16 protein-coding genes and 2 tRNA genes are annotated in these 23,397 nt (G+C 63.6%); 8 read left to right on the top strand and 10 right to left on the bottom strand.

The window, feature by feature from the left end; genetic code table 11:
- Window positions 1-128: 128 nt before the first annotated feature.
- The 3 genes from L630_RS0106300 to L630_RS0106290 all read right to left on the bottom strand — a co-directional run bounded on the left by L630_RS0106300 (window position 129) and on the right by L630_RS0106290 (window position 5,468).
- Window positions 129-3,263: an efflux RND transporter permease subunit gene (locus L630_RS0106300; protein WP_024847422.1), complete on the bottom strand. Its 3,135-nt coding sequence runs from the start codon at window positions 3,261-3,263 to the stop codon at window positions 129-131.
- Window positions 3,264-3,278: 15 nt separating this feature from the next.
- A complete protein-coding gene (locus L630_RS0106295; protein ID WP_024847421.1) occupies window positions 3,279-4,460 on the bottom strand; it encodes an efflux RND transporter periplasmic adaptor subunit in 1,182 nt (393 codons plus the stop codon).
- A gap of 180 nt (window positions 4,461-4,640) precedes the next feature.
- Window positions 4,641-5,468, bottom strand: a complete 828-nt coding sequence (locus L630_RS0106290) for a MurR/RpiR family transcriptional regulator (RefSeq protein WP_034329536.1) — start codon at window positions 5,466-5,468, stop codon at window positions 4,641-4,643.
- A 184-nt stretch (window positions 5,469-5,652) separates the two neighbouring features.
- Here L630_RS0106290 and L630_RS0106285 point away from each other — a divergent pair, with 184 nt between their 5' ends.
- The 3 genes from L630_RS0106285 to L630_RS0106275 are packed head-to-tail and all read left to right on the top strand — an operon-like array spanning window position 5,653 to window position 9,627.
- Complete coding sequence (locus L630_RS0106285) at window positions 5,653-7,023, top strand: glutamine synthetase family protein (protein ID WP_024847419.1); 1,371 nt, start codon at window positions 5,653-5,655, stop codon at window positions 7,021-7,023.
- A gap of 25 nt (window positions 7,024-7,048) precedes the next feature.
- Window positions 7,049-8,434: an aldehyde dehydrogenase family protein gene (locus L630_RS0106280; protein WP_024847418.1), complete on the top strand. Its 1,386-nt coding sequence runs from the start codon at window positions 7,049-7,051 to the stop codon at window positions 8,432-8,434.
- A 20-nt stretch (window positions 8,435-8,454) separates the two neighbouring features.
- Window positions 8,455-9,627, top strand: coding sequence for an iron-containing alcohol dehydrogenase (locus tag L630_RS0106275; RefSeq protein WP_024847417.1), 1,173 nt, complete (start codon window positions 8,455-8,457; stop codon window positions 9,625-9,627).
- A gap of 78 nt (window positions 9,628-9,705) precedes the next feature.
- Here the strand turns inward: L630_RS0106275 and L630_RS0106270 are convergent, their stop codons facing one another.
- Window positions 9,706-10,872: a TMEM43 family protein gene (locus L630_RS0106270; RefSeq protein ID WP_024847416.1), complete on the bottom strand. Its 1,167-nt coding sequence runs from the start codon at window positions 10,870-10,872 to the stop codon at window positions 9,706-9,708.
- A gap of 181 nt (window positions 10,873-11,053) precedes the next feature.
- On the opposite strand from L630_RS0106270, the gene L630_RS0106265 reads away from it, so the two are divergent.
- Window positions 11,054-11,959, top strand: a complete 906-nt coding sequence (locus tag L630_RS0106265) for a bifunctional 5,10-methylenetetrahydrofolate dehydrogenase/5,10-methenyltetrahydrofolate cyclohydrolase (protein ID WP_245263668.1) — start codon at window positions 11,054-11,056, stop codon at window positions 11,957-11,959.
- Between the two features lie 77 nt (window positions 11,960-12,036).
- Here the strand turns inward: L630_RS0106265 and L630_RS0106260 are convergent, their stop codons facing one another.
- The 4 genes from L630_RS0106260 to L630_RS0106245 all read right to left on the bottom strand — a co-directional run bounded on the left by L630_RS0106260 (window position 12,037) and on the right by L630_RS0106245 (window position 13,295).
- Complete coding sequence (locus L630_RS0106260) at window positions 12,037-12,348, bottom strand: hypothetical protein (protein ID WP_024847414.1); 312 nt, start codon at window positions 12,346-12,348, stop codon at window positions 12,037-12,039.
- Window positions 12,349-12,512: 164 nt separating this feature from the next.
- A tRNA-Val gene (locus L630_RS0106255) sits at window positions 12,513-12,587 on the bottom strand.
- A 191-nt stretch (window positions 12,588-12,778) separates the two neighbouring features.
- Window positions 12,779-12,853, bottom strand: a tRNA-Val gene (locus L630_RS0106250).
- Window positions 12,854-12,932: 79 nt separating this feature from the next.
- On the bottom strand, window positions 12,933-13,295 hold the full coding sequence (locus L630_RS0106245) for a response regulator (protein WP_024847413.1): 363 nt from the start codon (window positions 13,293-13,295) through the stop codon (window positions 12,933-12,935).
- A gap of 189 nt (window positions 13,296-13,484) precedes the next feature.
- Here L630_RS0106245 and L630_RS0106240 point away from each other — a divergent pair, with 189 nt between their 5' ends.
- Both L630_RS0106240 and hisN read left to right on the top strand, forming a co-directional pair.
- Window positions 13,485-14,375, top strand: coding sequence for an N-formylglutamate amidohydrolase (locus tag L630_RS0106240; protein WP_024847412.1), 891 nt, complete (start codon window positions 13,485-13,487; stop codon window positions 14,373-14,375).
- Between the two features lie 205 nt (window positions 14,376-14,580).
- The gene (gene hisN / locus L630_RS0106235; protein ID WP_024847522.1) at window positions 14,581-15,357 is read left to right on the top strand and encodes a histidinol-phosphatase; all 777 of its coding nucleotides are present in this window, start codon (window positions 14,581-14,583) and stop codon (window positions 15,355-15,357) included.
- 3 nt (window positions 15,358-15,360) lie between these two features.
- On the opposite strand, the gene L630_RS21070 is transcribed toward hisN, so the two are convergent.
- Window positions 15,361-16,305 carry an alpha/beta hydrolase gene (locus tag L630_RS21070; RefSeq protein ID WP_034329533.1) on the bottom strand — a complete coding sequence of 315 codons (945 nt, stop codon included), beginning with the start codon at window positions 16,303-16,305 and terminating at the stop codon, window positions 15,361-15,363.
- Window positions 16,306-16,738: 433 nt separating this feature from the next.
- Between L630_RS21070 and L630_RS0106225 the strand changes: the two genes are divergently transcribed.
- Window positions 16,739-17,200, top strand: a complete 462-nt coding sequence (locus L630_RS0106225) for an Hsp20 family protein (protein ID WP_024847411.1) — start codon at window positions 16,739-16,741, stop codon at window positions 17,198-17,200.
- 62 nt (window positions 17,201-17,262) lie between these two features.
- On the opposite strand, the gene L630_RS0106220 is transcribed toward L630_RS0106225, so the two are convergent.
- The gene (locus L630_RS0106220; RefSeq protein ID WP_024847410.1) at window positions 17,263-18,312 is read right to left on the bottom strand and encodes a low specificity L-threonine aldolase; all 1,050 of its coding nucleotides are present in this window, start codon (window positions 18,310-18,312) and stop codon (window positions 17,263-17,265) included.
- A 357-nt stretch (window positions 18,313-18,669) separates the two neighbouring features.
- Between L630_RS0106220 and gltB the strand changes: the two genes are divergently transcribed.
- Window positions 18,670-23,376: a glutamate synthase large subunit gene (gene gltB, locus L630_RS0106215; protein ID WP_024847409.1), complete on the top strand. Its 4,707-nt coding sequence runs from the start codon at window positions 18,670-18,672 to the stop codon at window positions 23,374-23,376.
- Window positions 23,377-23,397: the final 21 nt, after the last annotated feature.

Below are 23,397 nucleotides of genomic sequence, written 5' to 3'. Positions count from 1 at the left end.
GATCCTCCCCCATTTAAGGGGAGGTGGCGCGAAGCGCCGGAGGGGGCTCATAGAGTGAAGGCAGGGAGTGGGGAGCCAAGGCAAACACCCGCCGCCGGGTGCAGGGCCGCAGCCCCGCGATGCAGAACCTACTCCGCCGGCTGCGGCGCTGCGCCGAGTTCGGCCTTTTCGGCTTGCTCGAGCTCCCGCACCAGGCGCTTTTCTTCCTCGACCTTCGGCGTGACGAAGCGGCCGAGGAGGAGGTAGACGACCGGCGTCAGATACAGCGTCGAGATGGTCGACAGGCCAAGGCCGCCGACGATGACCCAGCCGAGCGAAATGCGCGCTTCCGCGCCCGCGCCACTGGCGAGGATCAGCGGGAGGCCGCCGACGATGGTGCAGAGCATCGTCATCACGACCGGGCGCAGGCGGATGTTGGATGCCTGCTCGATCGCGTCGCGGACATTGAGGCCGCGGTCGCGCAGCTGGTTGGCGAATTCGACGATCAGGATGCCATTCTTCGCCATGATGCCAACGAGCAGCACGAGGCCGATCTGGCTGTAGACGTTGAGGCTGGTGCCGGTGAGAAGCAGCGCGAACACGGCGCAGGCAAGGCCAAGCGGCACGGTCGCCATGATGATAGCGGCCGAGACGAAGCTCTCGAACTGAGCGGCAAGCACCAGCAGGATGATGACGATGGCGAAGCCGAACACAGTCATCATGTTGCCCTGGGTCTCGCCGAGCGTCGCTGCTTCGGCGAGCGGCACGATGCGGCTGCCGGCGGGCAAGTGCTTCGCGGCGATCTCCTGCGCGGCGGCGTAGGCCGTGCCGAGTGCAACGTCCGGCGCGAGCGCCGTGGTGATGCCGACGGAGCGCATCTGCTGCTCGCGGGCGAGCGCCGGTGCAACCGCCTCTTCCCGGACCGTCGCGATGGTCGACATCGGCACGAAGCGGCCATCCTGCGTGCGCAGATAGATGTTCTCGAGGTCAGTCGGGTCGTTGATCGGGTTCGTGGTCGACAGCAGCTTCACGTCATAGGAGCGGTCGTCGATGAAGACCGAGCCGATCTTGCGGCCGTCCAGCATTGCCTGGATCGCCGCATCGAGGCCGTTGATCTCGATGCCGAGGTCCGAGGCGCGGTCGCGGTTGATCTGGACGGAAAGCTGCGGCTGCGTCGGCTCTTGTGACAGGCGCGGCTGGCGGAAGCGGCGGTCGTCCGACAGGTCGGCCACGACCTTCTGCGCGGCCTCGTTCAGCTCCGCATAGTTGTTGCCGACGATGGCGAACTGCAGGCCGCTGCCGGCGCCGCGGATGCCAAGGCTGTTCGGCTGGAACGCGAAGGCGCGCACGCCGGGCAGGTTTTCGACGCGCGAAACGACATCAGCGAGGATCTGCTGCTGCGTGCGGGAGCGCTTCTCCCACGGCGACAGCGTCATCACCATGAAGCCGGAGTTCTGGTTGCCGCCCGAGCCCGCGATGGCAAAGGTCGAGGCGATCTCGCCGGAATCGCGTAGCGGCTGGATCAGCGTCTCGATGTTGCGCATCTGCTGCGCAAAGTAGTCGAGCGAGACGCCCTGCGGTGCGGTCACGCGCAGGAAGGCCGCCGAGCGGTCTTCAGCCGGGGTCAGTTCGTTGCGGATGGTCGGGAAGATGGCGGTGGCAAAGCCGGCAAACAGCGCCGCGATCAGCACCACGACGAGGGGCGCGTTGAGCGCGGCACGCAGCGTATTGCGGTAGATCGTGCTGAGCACGCCGCCGATGGCGCCAAGGATCCCGCCATGATGATGCTCGATATTGCCGCTGCTCAGCATGCGCGAGGCAAGCATCGGGCAGAGCGACAGCGCCACCACCGCCGACAAGATCACCGAGACCGCCAGCACGAAGCCGAACTCGCGGAACAGGCCACCGGTCTGGCCGGGCAGGAAGGAGAGGGGCACGAAAACCGCGACCAGCGTCGCGGTCGTTGCCACCACGGCGAAGAACACTTCCTGGGTGCCGAGCACCGCGGCGGCGCGCGGGCCAAGGCCCTCGTTGCGGCGGCGCACGATGTTTTCGAGCACGACAATCGCGTCGTCGACGACGAGGCCCGTCGCCAGCACGAAGGCCAGCAGCGTCAGGATGTTCATCGAAAAGCCGGCGATCCAGACGAAGGCGACCGAACCGATCAGCGCGATCGGCAGCGCGAAAGCAGGGATGAGTGTCGCGCGGATATCGAGCAGGAACAGGAAGATGATCAGCAGCACCACCGTGACCGAGATGCCGAGCGCGATCTCGACCTCGTGGATGGCGCCATTGATGAACACGGCCTCGTCACCCGTGGCGAAGATGTCGACGCCTTCGGGCAGGGTGGGGCGAATGCGTTCGATGGTCTTGTGAACGTCTTCCGATATCTGCAGCGTGTTGGACTGCGCCTGGCGCAGAATGCCCATGCCAATGCCGGTCTGGCCGTTGGCGCGCAGCTGCGACTCGCCGACGTCGCCGCCAAGCGTGACGGTGGCGACATCGCGCAAGCGGATGTTGCCCTTGATGAAGATGTTCTCGAAGTCCTCGGGCGTCTGCACCGGCGCGGTGGCGCGGACAATAAGGTCCTGCGTGCTGCTGGTCAGCGAGCCCGCCGGCGTGTCGAACGACATCGACGAAAGGGCATTGCGGATGTCCGCGACAGTCAGGCCGAGGCTGGCAAGGCGCGATTGGTCGATGTCGACACGGAAGATCTTGTCGCGGCCTCCATAGACCTGCACGTCGGCAACGCCGTCGATTGCCGAAAAGGCGTCGACCAGCTGGTCCTCGACCAGAACGGTCATATCGTGCACGCTCATCGTGCTCGAGGTGACAGCGAGACGGACGACGGCTTCCGAATCCGCGTCGGCCTTCACGACGCGCGGGATCTCGGCGTCGTCGGGAAGGTTGTTCTGCACCTGGCTGACGGCGTCGCGCATGTCCGAGGCGGCGACGTTGAGATCAACGCCGTCCTTGAACTCGACAGTGACGCGGCTGCGGCCGAAGGATGAGGTCGAGGAGATCGACTTCACGCCGGAGACGCGGGCAACCGCGCCTTCGATCTCCGAGGTGATCTCGCGGTCGATTGTCTCGGCGGATGCGCCCGTATAGGTGGTGGTGACGGTGATGACCGGGCGGTCGACGTCCGGCAGCTCGCGGACCTCGACGGCGTAGAGCGCGGCAAGGCCGGCAACGGCGATCAGCGTGTTGAGAACGAAGGCAAGGACGGGGCGGCGCACGAAGAGCGCCGTCATCCCGCTTTCAGCGGAAGCGATACGTTTCATGCGCGTGCCTCCCGCTTACGAATGGCTGACGGAAAGCGACGCCTGCGGCCGGCTTTCCTGCGGATCTCCCACGACCCGGACGACCGCGCCCTCGCGAACCGCGTGGATGCCCTGCGTGACGACGCGCTCGGCATCGCCGATGTCGCCGGAGATGAGGACGCTGTCGGTGTTGCGCTGGACGACCCTGACGTTCACGCGGCGCGCCTTGCGCTCGTCGTCGAGCACCCAGATGTAGGCGCCATCGGTGCTCCACTGGATCGCCAGCGGATCGACCGAAGGATAGCTCTCGCCCGGGAAGCGCATCGTCACCTCGAACGACATGCCGGCCGCGAGGCGGTCGTTGTCGTTGGGCAGGCGGGCCTGCACGTGCAAGGTACGGCTTGCCGGGTCGATGCGGTTGTCGAGGGCGGTGATGGTGCCTTCATAGGTCTCGCCGGCACGGGCAAGCGAGGTGGCGGTAACCGTCTGGCCGACCGAGATCATGCCGGCGAAGCGCTCCGGCACCCAGAAGTCGACGACGAGGTGCGAGCGGTCCTCGATGGTGGCGATGACGGTCTGCGTCGTCACGTAGTTGCCAGCAGAGACCGGCAGGATGCCAACCGTGCCGGAGATCGGCGCCGTAATGGTGCGGCGCTTCAGGGTCACTTCGGCGTTCTGCAGCTCGAGCTTCGCGTTGCTGACGTCGCGCTCGGCATCCGTGACCTGCACGGCGGTGGCCGTGTTCGAAGCGCGGAGGTTGCGGACGCGCTCAAGGCGCGCCTCGGCGTCCTGGAGGGCAATTCGGGCGCGTTCGACCGCGATCTCTTCCACTTCGCTGTCGAGGCGGGCGATCACGTCGCCTGCCTGCACCTGCGAGCCGGACTCGACCAAGAACTCGGTCAGGCGGCCCGACGAGAAGGGCGTGACGGAAACGGAGTTGAGCGCGCGGCCGGAACCGATGGCAACGAGGCGGTCGTTAATGGTGCCGGTCTCGATCTGCGACGCGATCACCAGCGCGGGCTGGCCGAAGCCACCGCCGCCCGCTCCAGGAGCTGCTGCCGGCGCAGCGGCGGGAGCGCCGCCGGGAACCGCCGCGACGGCCCAGTCCAGTCCCCAACGCGCCAGAACTTCGTTCGAGCCCGGATAGAATTTCACCCACAACCCAGCGGCAACTGCGAGGACGACCAACGCTGATGCCAGTTGCTTCCAAAACGACATGCGATACTCCGGGCTTGGCGTGGTTCCTGAGGTGCCTGGCAACCACCCGACATGCAAAAACGGGCGCTCCACCGCACTCTTGCGGGCACGGCGCGTCCCTCATGGCAATGTTATGCCAACACTCGGGGCCTAATGCATCAGGAAGTTCATTAAATATCGGTAAGTTGACCGAGAGGCAGCCTAGCCGCCGCGCAGGTTTTCCATTTCGCGGATGCGTTGGGCGCTCTCGTTTTCCAGCCGCCGGGTGATCTCGGCGATCAGCATTTCCGCAACGACGAAGAGGGATGCGCTGGAATCCCAGGCCGATGGTACCGCGGTGCGGCCGGCGACGACATGGCGCGCGAAGCGCGTAACGGGCGACAGCCACTGATCGGTGAAGAGCACGACCTGCGTGCCGCGCTTGTTGGCGGCTTCGGCAAGTCGAAGCAGACTCTCCTGGTAGCGGCGGATGTCAAAGATGACGACGACGTCGTTCTTGCCCATGTCGAGCAGCCGGTCACGCCAGTTGCTCTCCTGGCCGGTTAGGTGCAGCACGCCAGGGCGGATGATGGCGAGGTGCGAAGCCATGTAGGCCGCCAGCGGATCGGTGAAGCGACCGCCGATGAGGAACACCTTGCCGCGGGTGTTGGTCAGTGTGCGTACGATGGCCGCCATCTGCTTTTCGGAGAAATGGCGGTAGGTCTCGTGCAGGTTCTGGATGACGGCGGCGAGGAAGGGTGGGGCGTCATCGTCCGGAGCGCCCTGCGTTGCGCGCGACAGCGGCGACTGCAGCTGCGCGGCGAGTTCGTCCTGGAGGCGCGCCTGGAATTCGGCATAGTTCTGGAAGCCGAGGCGCGAGACGAGGCGCAGGATGGTCGGCGAGGAAACGCCGGCCTGGGCGGAAAACTCCGCAACGGTTTTCAGGCCGGTCATCGGATAATTGGCGATCAAAACCTGCGCGGCTCGACGCTCGCCTGCAGGCAAGCTATCCATACGCTCGGCAATCAGTTCGGCGATGCCGATGTTCATCACAGAGCCATCCGACAACAGGTTTGACAAAGGTGCTGGAAGTGTATGAAATCATCCACAACAGCGCAATCCGGTCGATCCCGTACCATTCATTACAGATTGAGAGAGTGGTGCAGATCCAGCTGGCGGTCGAAAAGGGCTGGATGAGGCTCAGGCCGAATTGGGGAACACAGCGGAGTAGATGATGGCAGGCAATATTTCCTTCGACCAGTTGAAGCAGCTTGTTGCGGACGGGCAGATCGATACCGTGCTCGGCGCAGCCGTCGACATGCAGGGGCGTCTGATCGGCAAGCGCTTCCTGGCGAAATTCTTTGTCGAATCTGCCTATGAAGAAACGCACGCCTGCAGCTATCTGCTCGCCGACGACATCGATATGGAGCCGGTGCCGGGCTACAAGGCTGCCAGCTGGGCGCAGGGCTACGGCGACTTCGTGCTGAAGCCCGACATGAACACCATCCGCGTGCTTCCCTGGCTCGAAAAGACCGCGCTGATCCTGTGCGACATCCAGGATCATCATCACCACAAGGATCTGCCGCATTCGCCGCGCGCCATGCTGCGCCGCCAGGTCGAGCGCCTGAAGGAACGCGGCTACATGGCCTACTTCGCTTCGGAGCTGGAGTTTTACCTGCTCGACGAGTCCTATGAGACCGCGCGCGAAAAGGGCTTCCGCAACCTCAAGACGCACTCGCCCTACATCGAGGACTACCTGATCGGCCTGACCTCGAAGGAAGAGTACTTCATGCGCCGCCTGCGCAATGAGATGGACGCGGCGGGCATCCCGGTCGAGAACTCGAAGGGCGAGTGGGGCCCGGGCCAGGAAGAGATCAACGTGCGCTATGCCGAAGCGCTCGAGATGGCCGACCGTCACGTCGTTCTGAAGAACGGCGCCAAGGAAATCGCCCATGCCGAAGGCAAGGCGATCACCTTCATGGCGAAGTACAACTATGACCTCGCCGGCAATTCGAGCCATATCCACAACTCGCTGTGGAGCGCCGACGGCAAGACGCCCCTGTTCTTCGACAAGAACGCGAAGTGGACGCTGAGCGAGCTCGGCCAGCAGTGGGCTGCCGGCCAGCTGAAATATGCCAAGGACTTCACCTGGTTCCTGGCGCCCTACATCAACTCCTACAAGCGCTTCCAGGCAGGCACGTTCGCGCCGACCAAGGTGATGTGGAGCGAGGACAACCGCACGGCGGGCTTCCGCCTGTGCGGCATGGGTACCAAGGGCATCCGCATGGAGTGCCGCATCGGTGGCGCCGACCTGAACCCGTATCTCGCCTTCGCCGCGCTGATCGCAGCGGGCCTTGCCGGCATCGACGAAAAGCTGACGCTCCAGGAGCCCTTTGTCGGTGACGCATACCAGGCAAGCGAACTTCCGGAGGTGCCACGTACGCTCCGCCATGCTATCGAGACGCTCGAGAATTCGAAGATGCTCCGCGAGGCCTTTGGCGATGACGTGATCGAGCACTATGTCCATACTGCCCGCTGGGAGCAGATGGAATACGACCGCCGCATCACCGACTGGGAGCTGCACCGCGGCTTCGAGCGATACTAAATCCGACTATACTGACGAGGTAATCATGGCCGAAACGGTCAAACTCATATCTCCCGTCGACGGCTCGATCTACATCGAGCGCCCGGTGGCCGAGGATGCGGCAATCGAGGCGGCGATCTCGCGCGCTCGCGCCGCACAGGCCGATTGGGCCAACGTCTCGATCGCCGAGCGCGGCAAGTACCTGCTCGCCTTCCTCGAGGCGCTGCTGTCGATGAACGACGAGATCGTTCCGGAGCTGGCTTGGCAGATGGGCCGTCCGGTTCGCTACGGCGGCGAGAAGGGCGGCGTCGAAGAGCGCACCCGCTACATGGTCGAGATCGCCGAGAAGGCTCTCGCACCGTACATCCCTGAGGACCGCCCAGGTTTCCGCCGCTACCTGAAGCGCGCGCCGCTCGGCATCGTCTTCACGATCGCGCCGTGGAACTATCCGTACCTGACGGCGATCAACTCGATCGTTCCGGCCTTGATGGCGGGCAATGCCGTCATCCTCAAGCATGCGGCGCAGACGCTGCTGGTCGGCGAGCGTCTCCAGCAGGCGTTCGACAAGGCGGGCCTGCCTAAGGGGTTGTTCACCAACCTCGTCATGAGCCACGCCCAGACCGAGAAGCTGCTTGGTTCGGGCAAGGTTGACCACTGCAACTTCACCGGCTCCGTCGGCGGCGGCCGCGCCATCGAGAAGGCTGCTGCGGGCACCTTCACCTCGCTCGGCCTCGAGCTTGGCGGCAAGGACCCAGCATACGTCCTGCCGGATGCGAAGCTCGACCACGCCATTGCCAACCTCGTCGACGGTGCGTTCTACAACAGCGGCCAGTGCTGCTGCGGCATCGAGCGCGTCTACGTGCACGAAAAGGTCTATGACGAGTTCGTCGAGGGCTTCATTGCCGAGACGAAGAACTACGTCGTCGGCAGCCCGCTCGACCAGGCGACCACGATGGGCCCCATGGCGCAGGCCCGCTTTGCGGACCTGATCCGCGAGCAGAAGGCCGAAGCCCTGCGCAAGGGCGCGGTCGCGCACATCAACATGAAGGTGGAAAACGACGTTGCGGGCTCCCCGTACATCGCTCCGGAAGTGCTGACCAACGTCGACCACCAGATGAGCGTCATGCGCGAAGAGTCGTTCGGCCCAATCGTCGGCATCATGAAGGTGCGCAATGACGAGGAAGCCATCGCGCTGATGAATGACAGCCCGTATGGCCTCACCGCTTCCGTCTGGACCACCGACACCGAGCATGCGGCTGCGATCGGCGACCGCATCGAGACCGGCACGGTCTTCATGAACCGCTGCGACTATGTCGATCCGGGTCTCGTCTGGACCGGCGTCAAGGATACCGGCAAGGGCGGTGCGATGGGCGTCGTGGGCTACCACAACCTGACGCGCCCGAAGAGCTACCACCTGCGCGAAGCGATCTGAAACTTCGGAATACTGAAAAAATGACCAATCTCGTTTCCAAATGGAACTACCCGACCACCGTTCGCTTCGGCGCCGGTCGCATTAAGGAACTGCCGGAGGTGCTGAAGGAAGTCGGCATTTCCAACCCGCTGTTCGTGACCGACCCGGGCCTGGCGAAACTGCCGGTCGTTGCTTCGACGCTGAAGCTACTGACCGAGGCGGGCGTTCCGCATGGCGTGTTCTCTGACGTCAAGCCGAACCCGGTCGAGTCTAACCTCTATGCCGGCATCGAGGTCTTCAAGAGCGGCAAGCATGACGGCGTCATCGCCTTCGGCGGCGGCTCTGCCCTCGACCTCGGCAAGCTGATCGCCTTCCAGGCACACCAGAGCCGTCCGGTCTGGGACTTCGAGGACATCGGCGACTGGTGGACCCGCGCCGATGCATCGAAGATCGCGCCGATCGTCGCCGTCCCGACCACGGCAGGCACCGGTTCAGAAGTCGGCCGCGCTGGCGTGCTGACCCACGAGGCAAGCCACACCAAGAAGGTCATCTTCCATCCGAAGATGATGCCCGCGATCGTTATCGCCGATGCGGAGCTGACCGCTGGCATGCCGCCGTTCATCACCATCGGCACCGGCATGGACGCGCTGGCCCACTGCCTCGAGGCCTACTGCGCGCCGGGCTATCACCCGATGGCTGACGGCGTTGCCGTCGAGGGCATCCGCCTTGTGTTCGAGAACCTCGCGAAGGCCGCTGCCAACGGCAACGACCTTGAAGCACGCGCACACATGATGTCGGCCGCCGCGATGGGCGCGACCGCGTTCCAGAAGGGCCTCGGCGCGATTCACGCCCTGTCGCACCCGATTGGCGCGCTGTATGACACCCACCACGGCATGACCAACGCCGTGTTCATGCCTTACGTGCTGGCGTTCAACCGCCCGGCCGTCGAGGACCGCATCAACCGCCTTGCCGCCTATCTCGGCATCGAGGGCGGCTTCGACGGCTTTGCCGCCGCGATCCTCAAGCTGCGCAAGGACCTCAACGTCCCGCACACGCTGGGCGAGTTCATCAAGGACTTCGCGCCGGATGACGCGCGTCTCGACCTGCTCGCCGAAATGGCGATCGTTGACCCGACCGCCGGCGGCAACCCGGTCAAGCTGACAAAGGAAGCCGCGCTCGCGCTGTATCGCCAGTCGATGGACGGCAAGCTCTAAGCCGAGCTTCGTAACCCACAAAAAGGCGGGGCGCCCGACCGGGTGCCCCGCCTTTTTTGTGTCTGGGCCTCGTGAGGGTCAGGCGGCTGCGGTTGTCACGCCTGCCTTCTTCTTCGCGCGCTGGCCGAAGTACCAGGAGATCGCCACGCCAACGATGATGACCGCCAGCGACACCAGTGGGCGGTACCAGAACCAGGCGACGGCGATGGTCAGGGTGCCGACGAGCGTGCCGAGGCACCAGGCAACGAGGCCGGTGCCGAGACGGACGATCGAGCCAAGGAACGGGATCACGTCGGCGATGACGCCGAGCAGCCCCAGCACCATCGAGAAGCCGACGACGAGGAAGAAGACGCCGGCCGCGCGCAGCACCCAGGTGAGGATCGCATTGTCGCGTTCGGCGTCCTTGAACATCTGCTCGGCGGTGAGCACGCCGTCGTTGACCAGGAGCAGCCTGTCGCCTGCAACCGTTTGGTATTCGGTGAAGCCATTGCCGGTCTGCCGGCCGATCACGCTGGCTGGGCCAATCGGCACGACTCGGTAGGACACGCGGTAGTCGCCGACCTGCGGGTTCTGCGGGTCGTTGCCAAGATAGATATTGCCATTGACTATATGGACGCGCTTGGCCGTGCCGAAGACGTCTTGGATCGCTTCCTCATTGCTTTCCGGGAGCTTGAGCGGCTCCTGGTTGTCGATCATGGCAATGACGCTGCTGCTCAGCCGGAATTCACCGATCGAGGCGTTCTCGACCGGGAAATAGCCGCGGCGGATTTCCATCGGCGGGTTGTCGCGGCCCTGCGGATACCTGAAGTTGGAGGAGTCATGCTCCTGCTCCGACCAGCCGGTGCTGTAGGAATAAGTTGTGGTGATCTCCTCGCTGCCGCCAAGCGAGGTTGTCGACTCGCTGCTGGTCTCTTCGATCCATTGGTACATTTCGACGCTGCGCAGCAACTGCAGCGTGGTGACCGTGATACCGAAGTCGGGATCAGACGGCTTGTCATTGGTGACGACCCGACCGGTGACGTGGACAAGCTTGCCTTCGTTCGCCGGATCGATGCTGTTCGCGTCGACCGAGATGACGATGCCTGCGCCTTCCTCGAGCGACCGCGCAGTGGTCACGGCGCGGCCTTCGTTCCAGAACAGCAGGCAGATCATGGCGATGATGGCGAAGAAACCGACGAGCGCCCCGACGGCCGAATTCTTGATGCGTCCGAACCACGAGACGGACGTCGTTTCCTGATATTGCATAACTCCCCCAAGTAGTCGCGTTGCGACGGCTGCAATCTATAGACGAAGTTTTGGCGCATGCCAGTTGCAGCACGTCGCGATCGTGATTGTATACAGCCCCTGGAGCCCGCTATATGGTCCGCATAACCGAAGGGCACGCTTCCGGATGCTGCCCGAGATGGAAAAACGGAAGGAAGATCGCTTGTCCGACAAGAGCACGACGGAGCCAAAATTCCGCGACCATCGACTGATCGAGGGCAAGGCCGTGCAGACGCGTATCCTTGCCGAAGTGGCAGAGCAGGTCGCCGCCGCAAACCCGCCGGTGGGCAAGCTGGTGTCGGTCTGCATCGGCCCGACGCCGGAGGTCGCCGTCTATGTGCGCAACCAGGCACGGGCGGCAGCAAAGGTCGCCATTCCGTTCGACGAGCAGGTGTGGCCGTCCGAGATCACGCAGGAAGAGTGCAAGAAGCGCATCCAGTCGCTCAATGACAGCGCCGATGTGCTCGGCATCATCCTGCAGCGTCCCGTTCCGGCGCACATCAACGTGCGTTCGCTGCAGTCGGCCATTCACCCGCTCAAGGACGTCGAGGGCATGAACCCGGCGTCGATCGGCAACATCGTCTACAGCGACATAGCGCTGGCGCCGTGCACGGCCGCCGCGTCGGTCGAGCTGCTGCGCTCGACGGGACTGGAGCTCAAGGGGCTCGAGGTCGTGATGATCGGCCACTCGGAGATTGTCGGCAAGCCGGCGGCGCTGATGCTGACGGCGGAAGGGGCGACAGTGACCGTCTGCCACCACATGACGCGGTCAGTGGCGATGCACTCGCGCCGCGCGGATGCGGTGGTCGTTGCGGTCGGCAAGCCGCACCTGATCGGCCCCGACATGATCAAGCCGGGCGCGGCGGTCATCGACATCGGCATCAACCAGGTCACCGATGCCGACGGCAGCGTCCGCATCGTTGGTGACGTCGACACGGATGCGGTGAAGGAAGTTGCCGGCTGGATCACGCCGGTTCCGGGCGGCGTCGGGCCGGTAACCGTTGCGATGCTGATGCGCAACTCGATGGTCGCCTACAAGCGCCAGAAGGAAGCCGGCTGGATCTCCTGATCGCGGCCAGTCAAAAGAAAGAGCAGCGGGCCTCTTCAGGCTCTGCTGCTCTTTTCGTTTTTGGGCTTAGCGGCTCGTCATTCCTCGCCGCGCCGCACCAGCTCGTAATAATTGTCGCGCCGGCCGGGAACGTCCTCGTTCACGATCATCTCAAGCCCGCTCTCCTCGAAGATCTTCATCCAATCGTCCCATTCGACGAGCTCGATGCCGCCGGCGTTCTGCGGCCGCTCGGGCCGGTCCTGATCCTGATAGGCCGCCTGGTCGAAGACGATTCGCAGCATCGGCTGCGTGCCCGTTTCCACGGACGTGTCGACTATGGCCGGGAATCCCATCCGGGCGGCTGCCCAGTCGCGGATCGCGTCCTTGTCGGTGAGAACTGTCGTAGCCATAGCGGAATGCCCTCCAGGAAGGATTGGATTTTCCCGGAAACGCGCCACGGGCAAGCATGTTCCTGAGGGGAAGTGAGGCGACCGTTTTCGCGGTGTTGCGATGAGAAAATGCGGAGGGAAACGATGGCAGCGGTGCTGCTAGGCTTTTCGTTCTGGGAAGGGAATGGTGGGCGTGACAGGGATTGAACCTGTGACCCCTACGATGTCAACGTAGTGCTCTCCCGCTGAGCTACACGCCCGGGTGCCGAAACATCCAGCGAGTGGGCGTGTAGCCCGCTCCGCCGTTTCCCGCAAGCCGGTTTTTTCGTTTTATCACTGAGTTGAACAGGTGGGGGCGATGACATCCCGACGCGCACGCACGGTAGGAGGCGCACGGCAACGATGCTCGCCGAAAGCGACGCAGAATCAGAAACTTGGTTTTCTTGAAGGATGGTGGGCGTGACAGGGATTGAACCTGTGACCCCTACGATGTCAACGTAGTGCTCTCCCGCTGAGCTACACGCCCATCCGACGAGGGCGCATACACCACACGTGAACGCCGTCGTCAATAGAGGAAAAAACGTTCTTTGACGGTTTCCTCAGGCTCAAGCCGCATGCAGCATCTTTTCCACCTCGGTGACGAGCTCACGCAGGTGGAAAGGCTTCGACAGGACCTTCGCGTCGCGCGGGGCCTTCGAATCGGGATTGAGCGCAACCGCCGCAAAGCCAGTGATGAACATCACCTTGAGGTCGGGGTCGATTTCCGTGGCGCGGCGGGCGAGTTCGATCCCGTCCATCTCCGGCATCACGATGTCGGTGAGAAGCAATGAAAAAGGTTCTTCGCGCAGGCGCTCGTAAGCGCTCGCGCCGTTGTCAAAGTCACTGACGTCGTGGCCCGCCCTTTCCAGTGCCTTGACCAGGAAGCGGCGCATGTCGTTGTCGTCTTCCGCGAGCAAAATTCTTGCCATGTAGCCCGTCCGAATCAGTCAGTCCCCTGTCCAGCATCCGCCGAACACCAGATTAAAGGCGTATATGAGGCCGCTTCTGTAAAGATCAAGTGAATGCCCCGGCCGCCTGCGACGCGTGTCAATCTGGACAGAAAGCCCAGCAAATGGCAGGGTTTGCGGACATTCCGCGCCAGGACATTGCACCGCAACATGAGCGTCTCTCTCGATTTCGGCTTCATTCCTCCCTTCGCGGTGCGGGCACCCGCCGAACAACGAGTGCCGTTCGTATTCAACTCGCCCCACAGCGGGCGCTACTATCCGCCGCGGTTCCTGGCGATGAGCAAGCTGGATCCAGTTGCCATCCGGCGCTCCGAAGACTGCTTCGTCGACGAGCTGTTCGCAAGCGTGGTCGAGCTCGGTGCGCCGCTGCTCGTCGCCAACTTTCCCCGCGCCTGGCTCGACGCCAATCGCGAGCCGTGGGAACTCGACCCGCGCATGTTCAGCGAGCCGCTGCCCGGCCATGCCAACACGCGCTCGGCGCGTGTCGCAGGAGGCCTCGGCACGATCCCGCGTCTCGTGGGCGAGGGGCAGGATATCTACGTGGAGAAAATGCCGCTCTCCGAGGCAATCGCGCGGATCGAGGGCGTTTACAAACCCTACCATGCGCAGCTGAAGCAGCTTTTGACGACGACCCACGCCCGATTCGGCTTCGGCGTGCTGATCGACTGCCACTCGATGCCGGCGAGCGTGCGCGTGCCTGACGGCGGCATCCGGCCCGATTTCATCATTGGTGATCGCTTCGGTGTTGCGTGCGCGCCGGGGCTTTCGAGTGCTGCGATCGAGATCCTGTCGGGCATGGGTTACCGCGTCGCGCACAACAAGCCTTATGCCGGTGGCTTCATCACCGAGCACTACGGCCGCCCGGCCAAGGGGCTGCATGCGCTGCAAATCGAGATCAACCGCGGCCTCTACATGAACGAGAAGACGCTGGAGCGCTCAGCGGGGTTCGACGCGCTCGTTGCCGACCTCTCGCGGTTCTGCGCCGACATCATGTCCGTTCCGGACCATGAGCTGCAGGGCCTGCCGCTCGCCGCCGAATAAGCCAAACATTTGATGGGGAAGCTAGAAAAAGGACCGCGTCGCTTGCGCTCGGCGGTCCAAGTCTAGGGAGGAAACGCCCCAAAAAGGGCTCAGACAAGAAACTTGTCCGTCACCAAAGTTATTGTGCGTTGCACAAATGTCAAGCTGATGTTGCCGTTCGACTGAATTTTGTGCAACAGGCAGACAGCCTAGCCGGGAGATGCAAATGAGAATCGAAGCCGACTTCATGCACCGTATCGCCGCGGCGGCTGCCGCGCAGACACTGCCGCGTTTCCGGCAAGCGGGGCTTGTCTCGGCCAACAAGCTAGCTGGCGGCTTCGATCCGGTCACGGAAGCCGACCGCGACGCGGAGCAGGCGATCCGCGCGCTGATCCGCGAGGCGTTCCCTGACCACGGCATCATCGGCGAGGAGTTCGGCCGCGAGAACGAAACGGCGCGCTACCAGTGGGTGATTGATCCGATCGACGGCACGCGCTCGTTCATCTCCGGCATTCCGCTGTGGGGCACTCTGGTCGGCCTTACCGACAATGGCGACGCGGTTGCCGGCATGATGTCGCAGCCGTTTACAGGCGAGCTGTTCTGGGCTGACGAAACCTCGAGCCAGTACAGCGGCCCAGGTGGCGACCGGCAGCTCAAGACCCGGCCGACGAAGACCCTGGCTGAAGCCATGATGTGCACGACCACGCCGCGCATGTTCAAGGAGCGCCGCAGCGAGGTCTACGACCAGCTCGAGCGTTCGGTGAAGCTCGCGCGATACGGCACCGACTGCTACGCCTATGTCATGCTGGCGTCGGGCTCGATCGACCTCGTCGTCGAGACGTCGCTGCAGACCTACGACATCATGGCGCTGGTGCCGATCATCGAGCGGGCGGGTGGCGTCATCACCACCTGGGATGGCGGCCCGGCCGAGGCTGCGGGCGACATCGTCGCGGCGGCGACGCCCGAACTGCACGAAGCGGCAATGAAGATCCTCAACGGCTGAGGATCATTCGCTGCCAGGGATGAAGGCGTCGAAGGCGGCGAGCACCTGCTCGCGGAAGACGTCGGCTTCCTGCAGCAGCTCGTGCCGCGCACCGTCGACCACCACCAGCGAACCGGTGCGCAGCTTGCGAGCGTATTCCTCGATGGCAGGGGTGCTGACGACGGTGTCGTCGCCTGCGCCTACGAGCAGCATCGGGATGCGGATGCGCGCCAGGAATTCCGGATCATTGACGCGGGTGATGGCTTCGCCTGCCGCGCGCACCCATGTCGCCGTCACGCCGCCGATGCATAGCGCCGGGTGGGTGGTGGCAATCTCGGCATTGCGTTTGTAGCGCTGTGGATCGCTGGTGAGCGGGTTGCCTGCAAAGGGGGGCACGCCGTTGGGCTTGCCGCCGTGCACGTACATTGAACCAAGGCCGATTGCGTGCAGGAAGCTCGAGATCGGCGCGGCTTTGCGCATGGTGTAGGACTGGCCGGGAAAGCCGAGCAGCGGCGCCAGCAGCACCATCCGTTCGACACGGTTGTAGAGGTGCCGGGTGGCGAGCAGCGACACCAGCGCGCCGGTCGAATGCGCCAGCAGATAGTAGGGACCGCGGCAATCAGGCAGAACGACATCGTCGAAGAACGGCCCGAGGTCGTTGGCATAGTCCTGGAAGTCGGCGATGAAACCTCGGTTGGGATCGTGCAGCAGGCGGTCGGAACCGCCCTGGCCGCGCAGATCGAAGATGGCCGCGCCGAAGCCGCGCGCGCCAAGGTCGCGGATCGTCTCGAAATATTTCTCGATGAAGTCGTTGCGACCGGGAACGATGACGACGGTGCCGAGCAACGGCCGGCCCGTCGCGGGAAAGCGAGCATAGCGGATGCGCTTGCCGTCCGGCATGGTCAGCATGCCGCTGACCGCCCCGCCGGGCACAGGATTGTCCGGCGTCTCGAACAGGCTTCCGTCCATGGCGTGCGTTTCCGTCCCGCGCGAGAATTGCATGCTTCGTGATAGGAAGCGGCACCGCGAATTGCAAAGGGATTTCTTTGCCGCCCGAGAGGCGGGGGGAGGCCGGAAGAGCTTTCGCAACTTCCGGCCTTCTCGCGAACCGGATGGAAGGGACGATGCATCCGGCCCGCCTCGTAGGCGGCCCCTGGGGGGAGGGGGAGGAGGCCGCTTGTTCGATGCTGGGTAAAGGTTACATCGGCCTTCCTGAACGCTGTCCGAAGCAGCGGTTCATCCGCCGTTCATCAAGCCTTTGCGGGGTCTTGAAAGGCCGTTTTGCGGTTCCCAAATGTTGGGTGCGGTCGCCGATGACGGGGCCGCTGGCCAACCGGAAGTGCCTCAAATGGATTCCAGCCGGCCAAACGCGAAACTTGTTGCTCAACAGGAGAACAGAACCATGCGTCACGTTGATTTTTCGCCGCTGTACCGCTCGACCGTCGGGTTTGATCGCCTCTTCACGATGCTCGATTCCCTTGGTCAGCCCGATAGCGGCCAGAGCTATCCGCCCTACAACATCGAGCGCACTGCCGAAGATGCCTATCGCATCTCCATGGCCGTTGCCGGCTTCTCGGAGGATGATCTGTCGATCGAGGCCCACCGCAACGTGCTGACGGTGAAGGGCGAGAAGACCGAGGAGCAGAACGAAAAGGCCGAATATCTCCATCGCGGCATCGCTTCGCGCGCCTTTGAGCGTCGCTTCCAGCTTGCCGACCACGTGGAGGTGATCGGCGCCGAGCTCAAGAACGGCCTGCTGCACATCGACCTCAAGCGCAACATCCCCGAGGAGATGAAGCCGCGCCGCATCCCGATTGCTGCCGCACCGGCGACTACCCGTCAGATCGAGGCGAAAGCGGCCTAATCCGCTGCCTCAGGACTTGAGGGAAAGCACTGGCGGCGCCCATCGGGCGCCGCCTTCGTTTGTCAGCCGAGCAGGTCGGCGAAACGGTCGATCTCTTCCTCGGTGGTCGCGAAGCTGGTGACGAGGCGTGCCAGCGACTCGTCGGGTCCAACCTGGGCCGAGAGGTGAGCCGGTGTCGGCCAGGGATAGAATGCGGCGCCGGCTTCCTGCAGTTTCTTCACCGTCTCGTTGCGGATGATGGGGAACAGCTCGTTGGCATCGACGCTCCAGCCAAGCCGCGCGTTTTTCGAGCTGGCGATGCGATCTGCCAGACGCTTAGCCGTCGCATTCGCATGACGGGCGCTGTCGAGCCAGACGCCGTCCTTCAGGTAAGCCTCGAACTGCGCGGCGATGAAGCGCGACTTGGAGAAGAGCTGCGCGGAGCGCTTGCGGATATAGGGGAAGTCGCGAACCTGCTCCGGATTCATGAAGACGACAGCCTCGGCGCACCAGCAGCCGTTCTTGGTGCCGCCGAAGGAGACGACGTCGATGCCGCGCTTCCAGGTCATCTCGGCGGGGGTGGTTCCAAGCGAGACCAGCGCATTCGCGAATCGGGCGCCGTCCATGTGGACCGGGAGTTTGTTCTCGCGCGCGATCGCGCCGATCGCATCGAGCTCGGCCAGCGAATATACGGTGCCGATTTCGGTCGCCTGGGTGACGGAGATGCCGGCCACCTGGCCGCTGTGAACCGAGCCTGGCGAGTAGCGGCGGATTGCGGCTGCAAGCGCGTCGGGATCGATCTTTCCGTCGGGCCCATCGACGCCAGCCATACGCACGCCGCCGGTCAGGAATTCGGGTGCGCCGCCTTCGTCGGTGATCATGTGGGCATCGCGGTAGGCGAGCATGATGCCGCCGGGGCGTGCGAAAGCGGCTGCCGAAAGCGAATTGGCCGCGGTGCCGGTTGCGACAAAAAAGACCGCGACCTCGCGTTCGAAGATCTCGCAGAAGGTTTTTTCTACCGCCTTGTCGAGTTCACTGGTGCCGTAGGCGCTCGTAAAACCGCCTGCATGACGGCTCAGGTTCTCCGAAATCGCGGGGTGGGCACCCGCCCAATTGTCTGATGCAAAAAACATTTCTGGTTTTCCAGGTTCTCGAATCCGCCGGGACTGTGACGGAGGCGGTTCTACGCCGCAAGCGCGAACAGAAAAGTGCGGGTTGTGGTCGCCCTGTGCAACAAAGTTACGCAAACTACCGTGATTTGCTACGTTTCCGTCTTGTGCGGGTAAACTGCTTATGGCATAGGGAATTTAGGACAGCACTGCTGTCTTATTTAGCATGCCGCGACACGCCGGTATCGCGTATGATGGCCGGTGAGGGTTCGCGAGCCTCGTCGCGAGAGATACCCGGCGACCATGCCGAACTAGCCGCGTTGCGCTAACCGGAAAGACGAATACCCCAACAACGGGGATCTATAGGGAGTAAAGAGGTCCATGACGCAGACCATGCCATATGTGACGCCCGCACGAGTGGAAGCCGCGCAGACGAAGGCGGCTACCAAAACGGAAGCTGAGCTGCGCGGCCTCTACAACTCCAAAAAAGAACATGATGCCTGCGGCGTCGGATTCATAGCCAATATGAAAGGTGCGAAATCGCACCAGATCGTCAGGGACGGGCTTGCAATGCTCGAGAACCTGACTCATCGAGGCGCAGTTGGCGCGGACCCCCTTATGGGTGACGGTGCCGGCGTACTCGTCCAGATTCCAGATCGCTTCTTCCGCGAGGAAATGGCCAAGCAGGGCGTCACCCTGCCGGAAGTTGGCTATTATGCCATCGGCCATATTTTCATGCCGCGCGACGATGCTGCGCGCGCTCGCGTTGAAGAGATCATTGCCGAGGTCGTCGCTCAGGAAGGCCAGACGCTGCTCGGCTTCCGTGACGTCCCGGTCGACAACTCGTCGCTCTCCAAAGCGCCTGACATCGCAGCCAGCGAGCCGGTGCACCGTCAGGTGTTCATCGAACGCGGCGCGAGCGTTGCAACTCAGGAAGAGTTCGAGCGTCGTCTTTTCATCCTGCGCAAGGTCATCTCGGCACGTCTGTTTGCCGAGGCTGGCGAGCGCGACGAAGGTGCCTACACGGTCTCGCTGTCCTCGCGCACGATCGTCTACAAGGGCATGTTCCTCGCCTACCAGGTCGGCGCCTACTACAAGGACCTGTCGGACCCGCGCTTTGAGAGCGCGCTGATCCTCGTCCACCAGCGCTTCTCGACCAACACCTTCCCGTCGTGGAAGCTGGCGCACCCGTACCGCATGGTTGCGCATAATGGCGAGATCAACACGCTGCGCGGCAACGTCAACTGGATGGCTGCGCGCCAGGCTTCCGTCGACTCCGAGCTGTTCGGCAACGATATCTCGAAGCTGTGGCCGATCTCCTACGAGGGGCAGTCGGACACCGCGTGCTTCGACAACGCGCTGGAGTTCCTATACCAGGGCGGCTACTCGCTGGCGCACGCGATGATGATGCTGATCCCGGAGGCCTGGGCCGGCAATAAGACCATGTCTGCCGATCGCAAGGCGTTCTACGAGTATCATGCGGCACTGATGGAGCCGTGGGACGGTCCGGCTGCCGTTGCCTTCACGGACGGCAAGCAGATCGGCGCGACGCTCGACCGCAACGGCCTGCGTCCGGCCCGCTATGTCGTCACCGACGATGACCGCGTCATCATGGCGTCGGAAGCCGGTGCCTTCACCGTTCCGGAAGAGAAGATCGTCAAGAAGTGGCGCCTGCAGCCCGGCCGCATGCTGCTCATTGACCTTGAGCAGGGCCGCATCATCTCCGATGACGAGATCAAGTCGGAGATCGCGGGCAAGCACCCCTACGCGCAGTGGCTGAAGAATACCCAGCTCATCCTGGAGGAACTGAAGCCGGTAGCACCGCGCGAGCTGCGCAAGGACGTCTCGCTCCTCGATCGCCAGCAGGCATTCGGCTACACGCAGGAAGACCTGAAGTTCCTGATGTCGCCGATGGCGACGACCGCACAGGAAGCCGTGGGCTCGATGGGCACCGATACGCCGATCGCGGCGATGTCGGACAAGCCGAAGCTGCTCTACGACTACTTCAAGCAGAACTTCGCACAGGTCACCAACCCGCCGATCGACCCGATCCGCGAGGAGCTGGTGATGAGCCTGGTCTCGTTCATCGGACCGCGCCCGAACATCTTCGACCTTGTCGGCACGTCGCGCCGCAAGCGTCTGGAAGTTCGCCAGCCGATCCTGACGAACGCCGACCTCGAGAAGATCCGTTCGATCGGCCACACCGAAGACCGCTTCGACACCAAGACGATCGACATCACCTACTCGGCAACCGAAGGTGCCGAAGGCATGCCGGCGGCGATCGAGCGTCTGTGCGAGCGCGCGGAAGCCGCGGTGGCCGGTGGCTACAACATCATCATCCTGTCCGACCGTCAGATCGGACCGGACCGCATCGACATTCCGACGCTGCTGGCGACGGCTGCGGTGCACCATCACCTGATCCGCAAGGGTCTGCGCACGTCGGTCGGCCTGGTGGTCGAGTCGGGCGAGCCGCGTGAAGTGCACCACTTCTGCTGCCTGGCCGGCTTCGGCGCCGAGGCGATCAACCCGTACCTTGCATTCGACACGCTGCTCGACATGCACGCGAAGGGCCAGTTCCCGCCGGAAGTCGAGGCTGAGGAAGTCGTCACCCGCTACATCAAGGCGATCGGCAAGGGCATCCTGAAGGTCATGTCCAAGATGGGCATCTCGACCTACCAGTCCTATTGCGGTGCGCAGATCTTCGATGCGGTTGGCCTATCCAAGGAGTTCGTCGACAAGTTCTTCACCGGCACTGCCACCACGATTGAAGGCGTTGGCCTCGAGCACCTCGCGGCTGAGACTGTGCGCCGTCATCGCGACGCGTTCGGCAACGATCCGGTGCTGTCGCACGCACTCGAGGTTGGCGGCGAATACCAGTACCGCATGCGTGGCGAAGCCCACATGTGGACGCCGGATGCGGTGGCAAGCCTTCAGCATGCTGTTCGCAAGAACTCGTGGTCGACGTTCAAGGAGTTCTCGACCCAGATCAACGGCGAGAACGCCCGCGCCAAGCAGATCCGTGGCCTGTTCCACATCAAGCTTGCCGAGGAAGAGGGACGCAAGCCGGTGCCGCTCGAGGAAGTCGAGCCGGCCTCGGAGATCGTCAAGCGCTTCTCGACCGGTGCGATGTCGTTCGGCTCGATCAGCCGCGAGGCACACACGACCCTCGCAATTGCGATGAACCGCCTCGGCGGCAAGTCGAACACGGGCGAGGGCGGCGAGGAGCCGGATCGCTATCTGCCGCTGCCGGACGGTTCTCCGAATCCGGAGCGTTCGGCAATCAAGCAGGTTGCATCGGGCCGCTTCGGCGTGACGACCGAGTACCTCGTCAACTCGGACATGATGCAGATCAAGGTCGCGCAGGGTGCGAAGCCCGGCGAAGGCGGTCAGCTCCCGGGTCACAAGGTCGACGCGACCATCGCCAAGACCCGTCATTCGACTCCGGGCGTCGGCCTGATTTCGCCGCCGCCGCACCACGACATCTACTCGATCGAAGACCTGGCGCAGCTGATCTTCGACCTGAAGAACGTCAACCCGCAGGCCGACGTGTCGGTCAAGCTGGTGTCGGAGGTGGGTGTCGGCACGGTTGCGGCTGGCGTCGCCAAGGCGCGCGCCGATCACATCACGATCTCCGGCTATGACGGCGGTACCGGGGCTTCGCCGCTTACCTCGCTCAAGCATGCCGGCAGCCCGTGGGAAATCGGCCTTGCCGAGACGCACCAGACGCTGGTCCTGAACGGCCTGCGCTCGCGCGTCGCGCTGCAGGTCGACGGCGGTCTGCGGACCGGTCGCGACGTGATCGTGGGTGCGCTGCTGGGTGCCGACGAGTTCGGCTTCTCGACGGCTCCGCTGATCGCGGCCGGCTGCCTGATGATGCGCAAGTGCCATCTGAACACCTGCCCGGTCGGCGTTGCGACCCAGGACCCGGTCCTGCGCAAGCGCTTCAAGGGCACGCCCGAGCACGTCATCAACTACTTCTTCTTCGTTGCAGAGGAAGTACGCGAGCTGCTCGCGCAGATGGGCTACCGTTCGCTGAACGAGATCATTGGCGAGTCCCAGATTCTCGAGAAGCAGGCCGTCATCGATCACTGGAAGGCCCAGGGCCTCGACTTCAGCCGTCTGTTCTTCAAGCCGCAGGCGCCGAAGGAAGAGACCTACTGGACCAAGCGCCAGGAGCACCCGATCGAGGACGTGCTCGACCGCAAGCTGATCGAGCTGGCTCAGCCGGCGCTGACGGCCCGCCAGAAGGTCGAGATCGACCTGCCGATCCGCAACGTCGACCGTTCGACCGGTGCGATGCTGTCGGGCGAGGTTGCCAAGCGCTTCGGCCACAAGGGCCTGCGTGACGACACCATTTCGGTGCGTCTCACGGGTACCGCCGGCCAGTCGTTCGGTGCGTTCCTTGCACGCGGTATCTCGTTCGAGCTGATCGGCGACGGCAACGACTATGTCGGCAAGGGTCTTTCGGGCGGCAGGATCGTTGTCCGTCCGCCGGAGAACACCCGGATCGTGCCGGAAGAGTCCATCATCGTCGGCAACACCGTGCTCTACGGTGCGACCGAGGGCGAGTGCTACTTCCGCGGCGTCGCCGGCGAGCGTTTTGCCGTCCGTAACTCGGGTGCGATCGCTGTCGTCGAAGGCGTGGGTGACCATGGCTGCGAGTACATGACGGGCGGCATCGTCGTCGTCATCGGCAAGACCGGCCGCAACTTCGCGGCTGGCATGTCCGGCGGCGTGGCCTATGTGCTCGACGAGGAAGGTGACTTCGCCCAGCGCTGCAACATGGCGATGGTCGAACTCGAGCCGGTTCCTGAAGAGGACGACATGCTCGAGAAGCTGCACCACCACGGCGGTGACATCGCCCACATGGGCCGCGTTGACGTATCGGGTGACATGACCCGCCACGATGAGGAGCGCCTTGTCCAGCTGATCTCGAACCACTTCCACTACACCGGTTCGACCCGCGCCAAGGCAATTCTCGACGATTGGGCGAAGTACCGTCCGATGTTCCGCAAGGTGATGCCGGTCGAGTACCGCCGCGCCCTGCTGGAGATGGAGCGTCTTCGTTCGGGAGCGGCCGCAGCATGATCGGGCAGCTCTTCACGATGG

Origin of the sequence: Aminobacter sp. J41 (genome assembly GCF_000526635.1) — a bacterium.
Lineage (GTDB): Bacteria > Pseudomonadota > Alphaproteobacteria > Rhizobiales > Rhizobiaceae > Aerobium.
The sequence above is the reverse complement of the archived record's forward strand: the minus strand, read 5'-3'. Positions and strand labels throughout refer to the sequence as shown.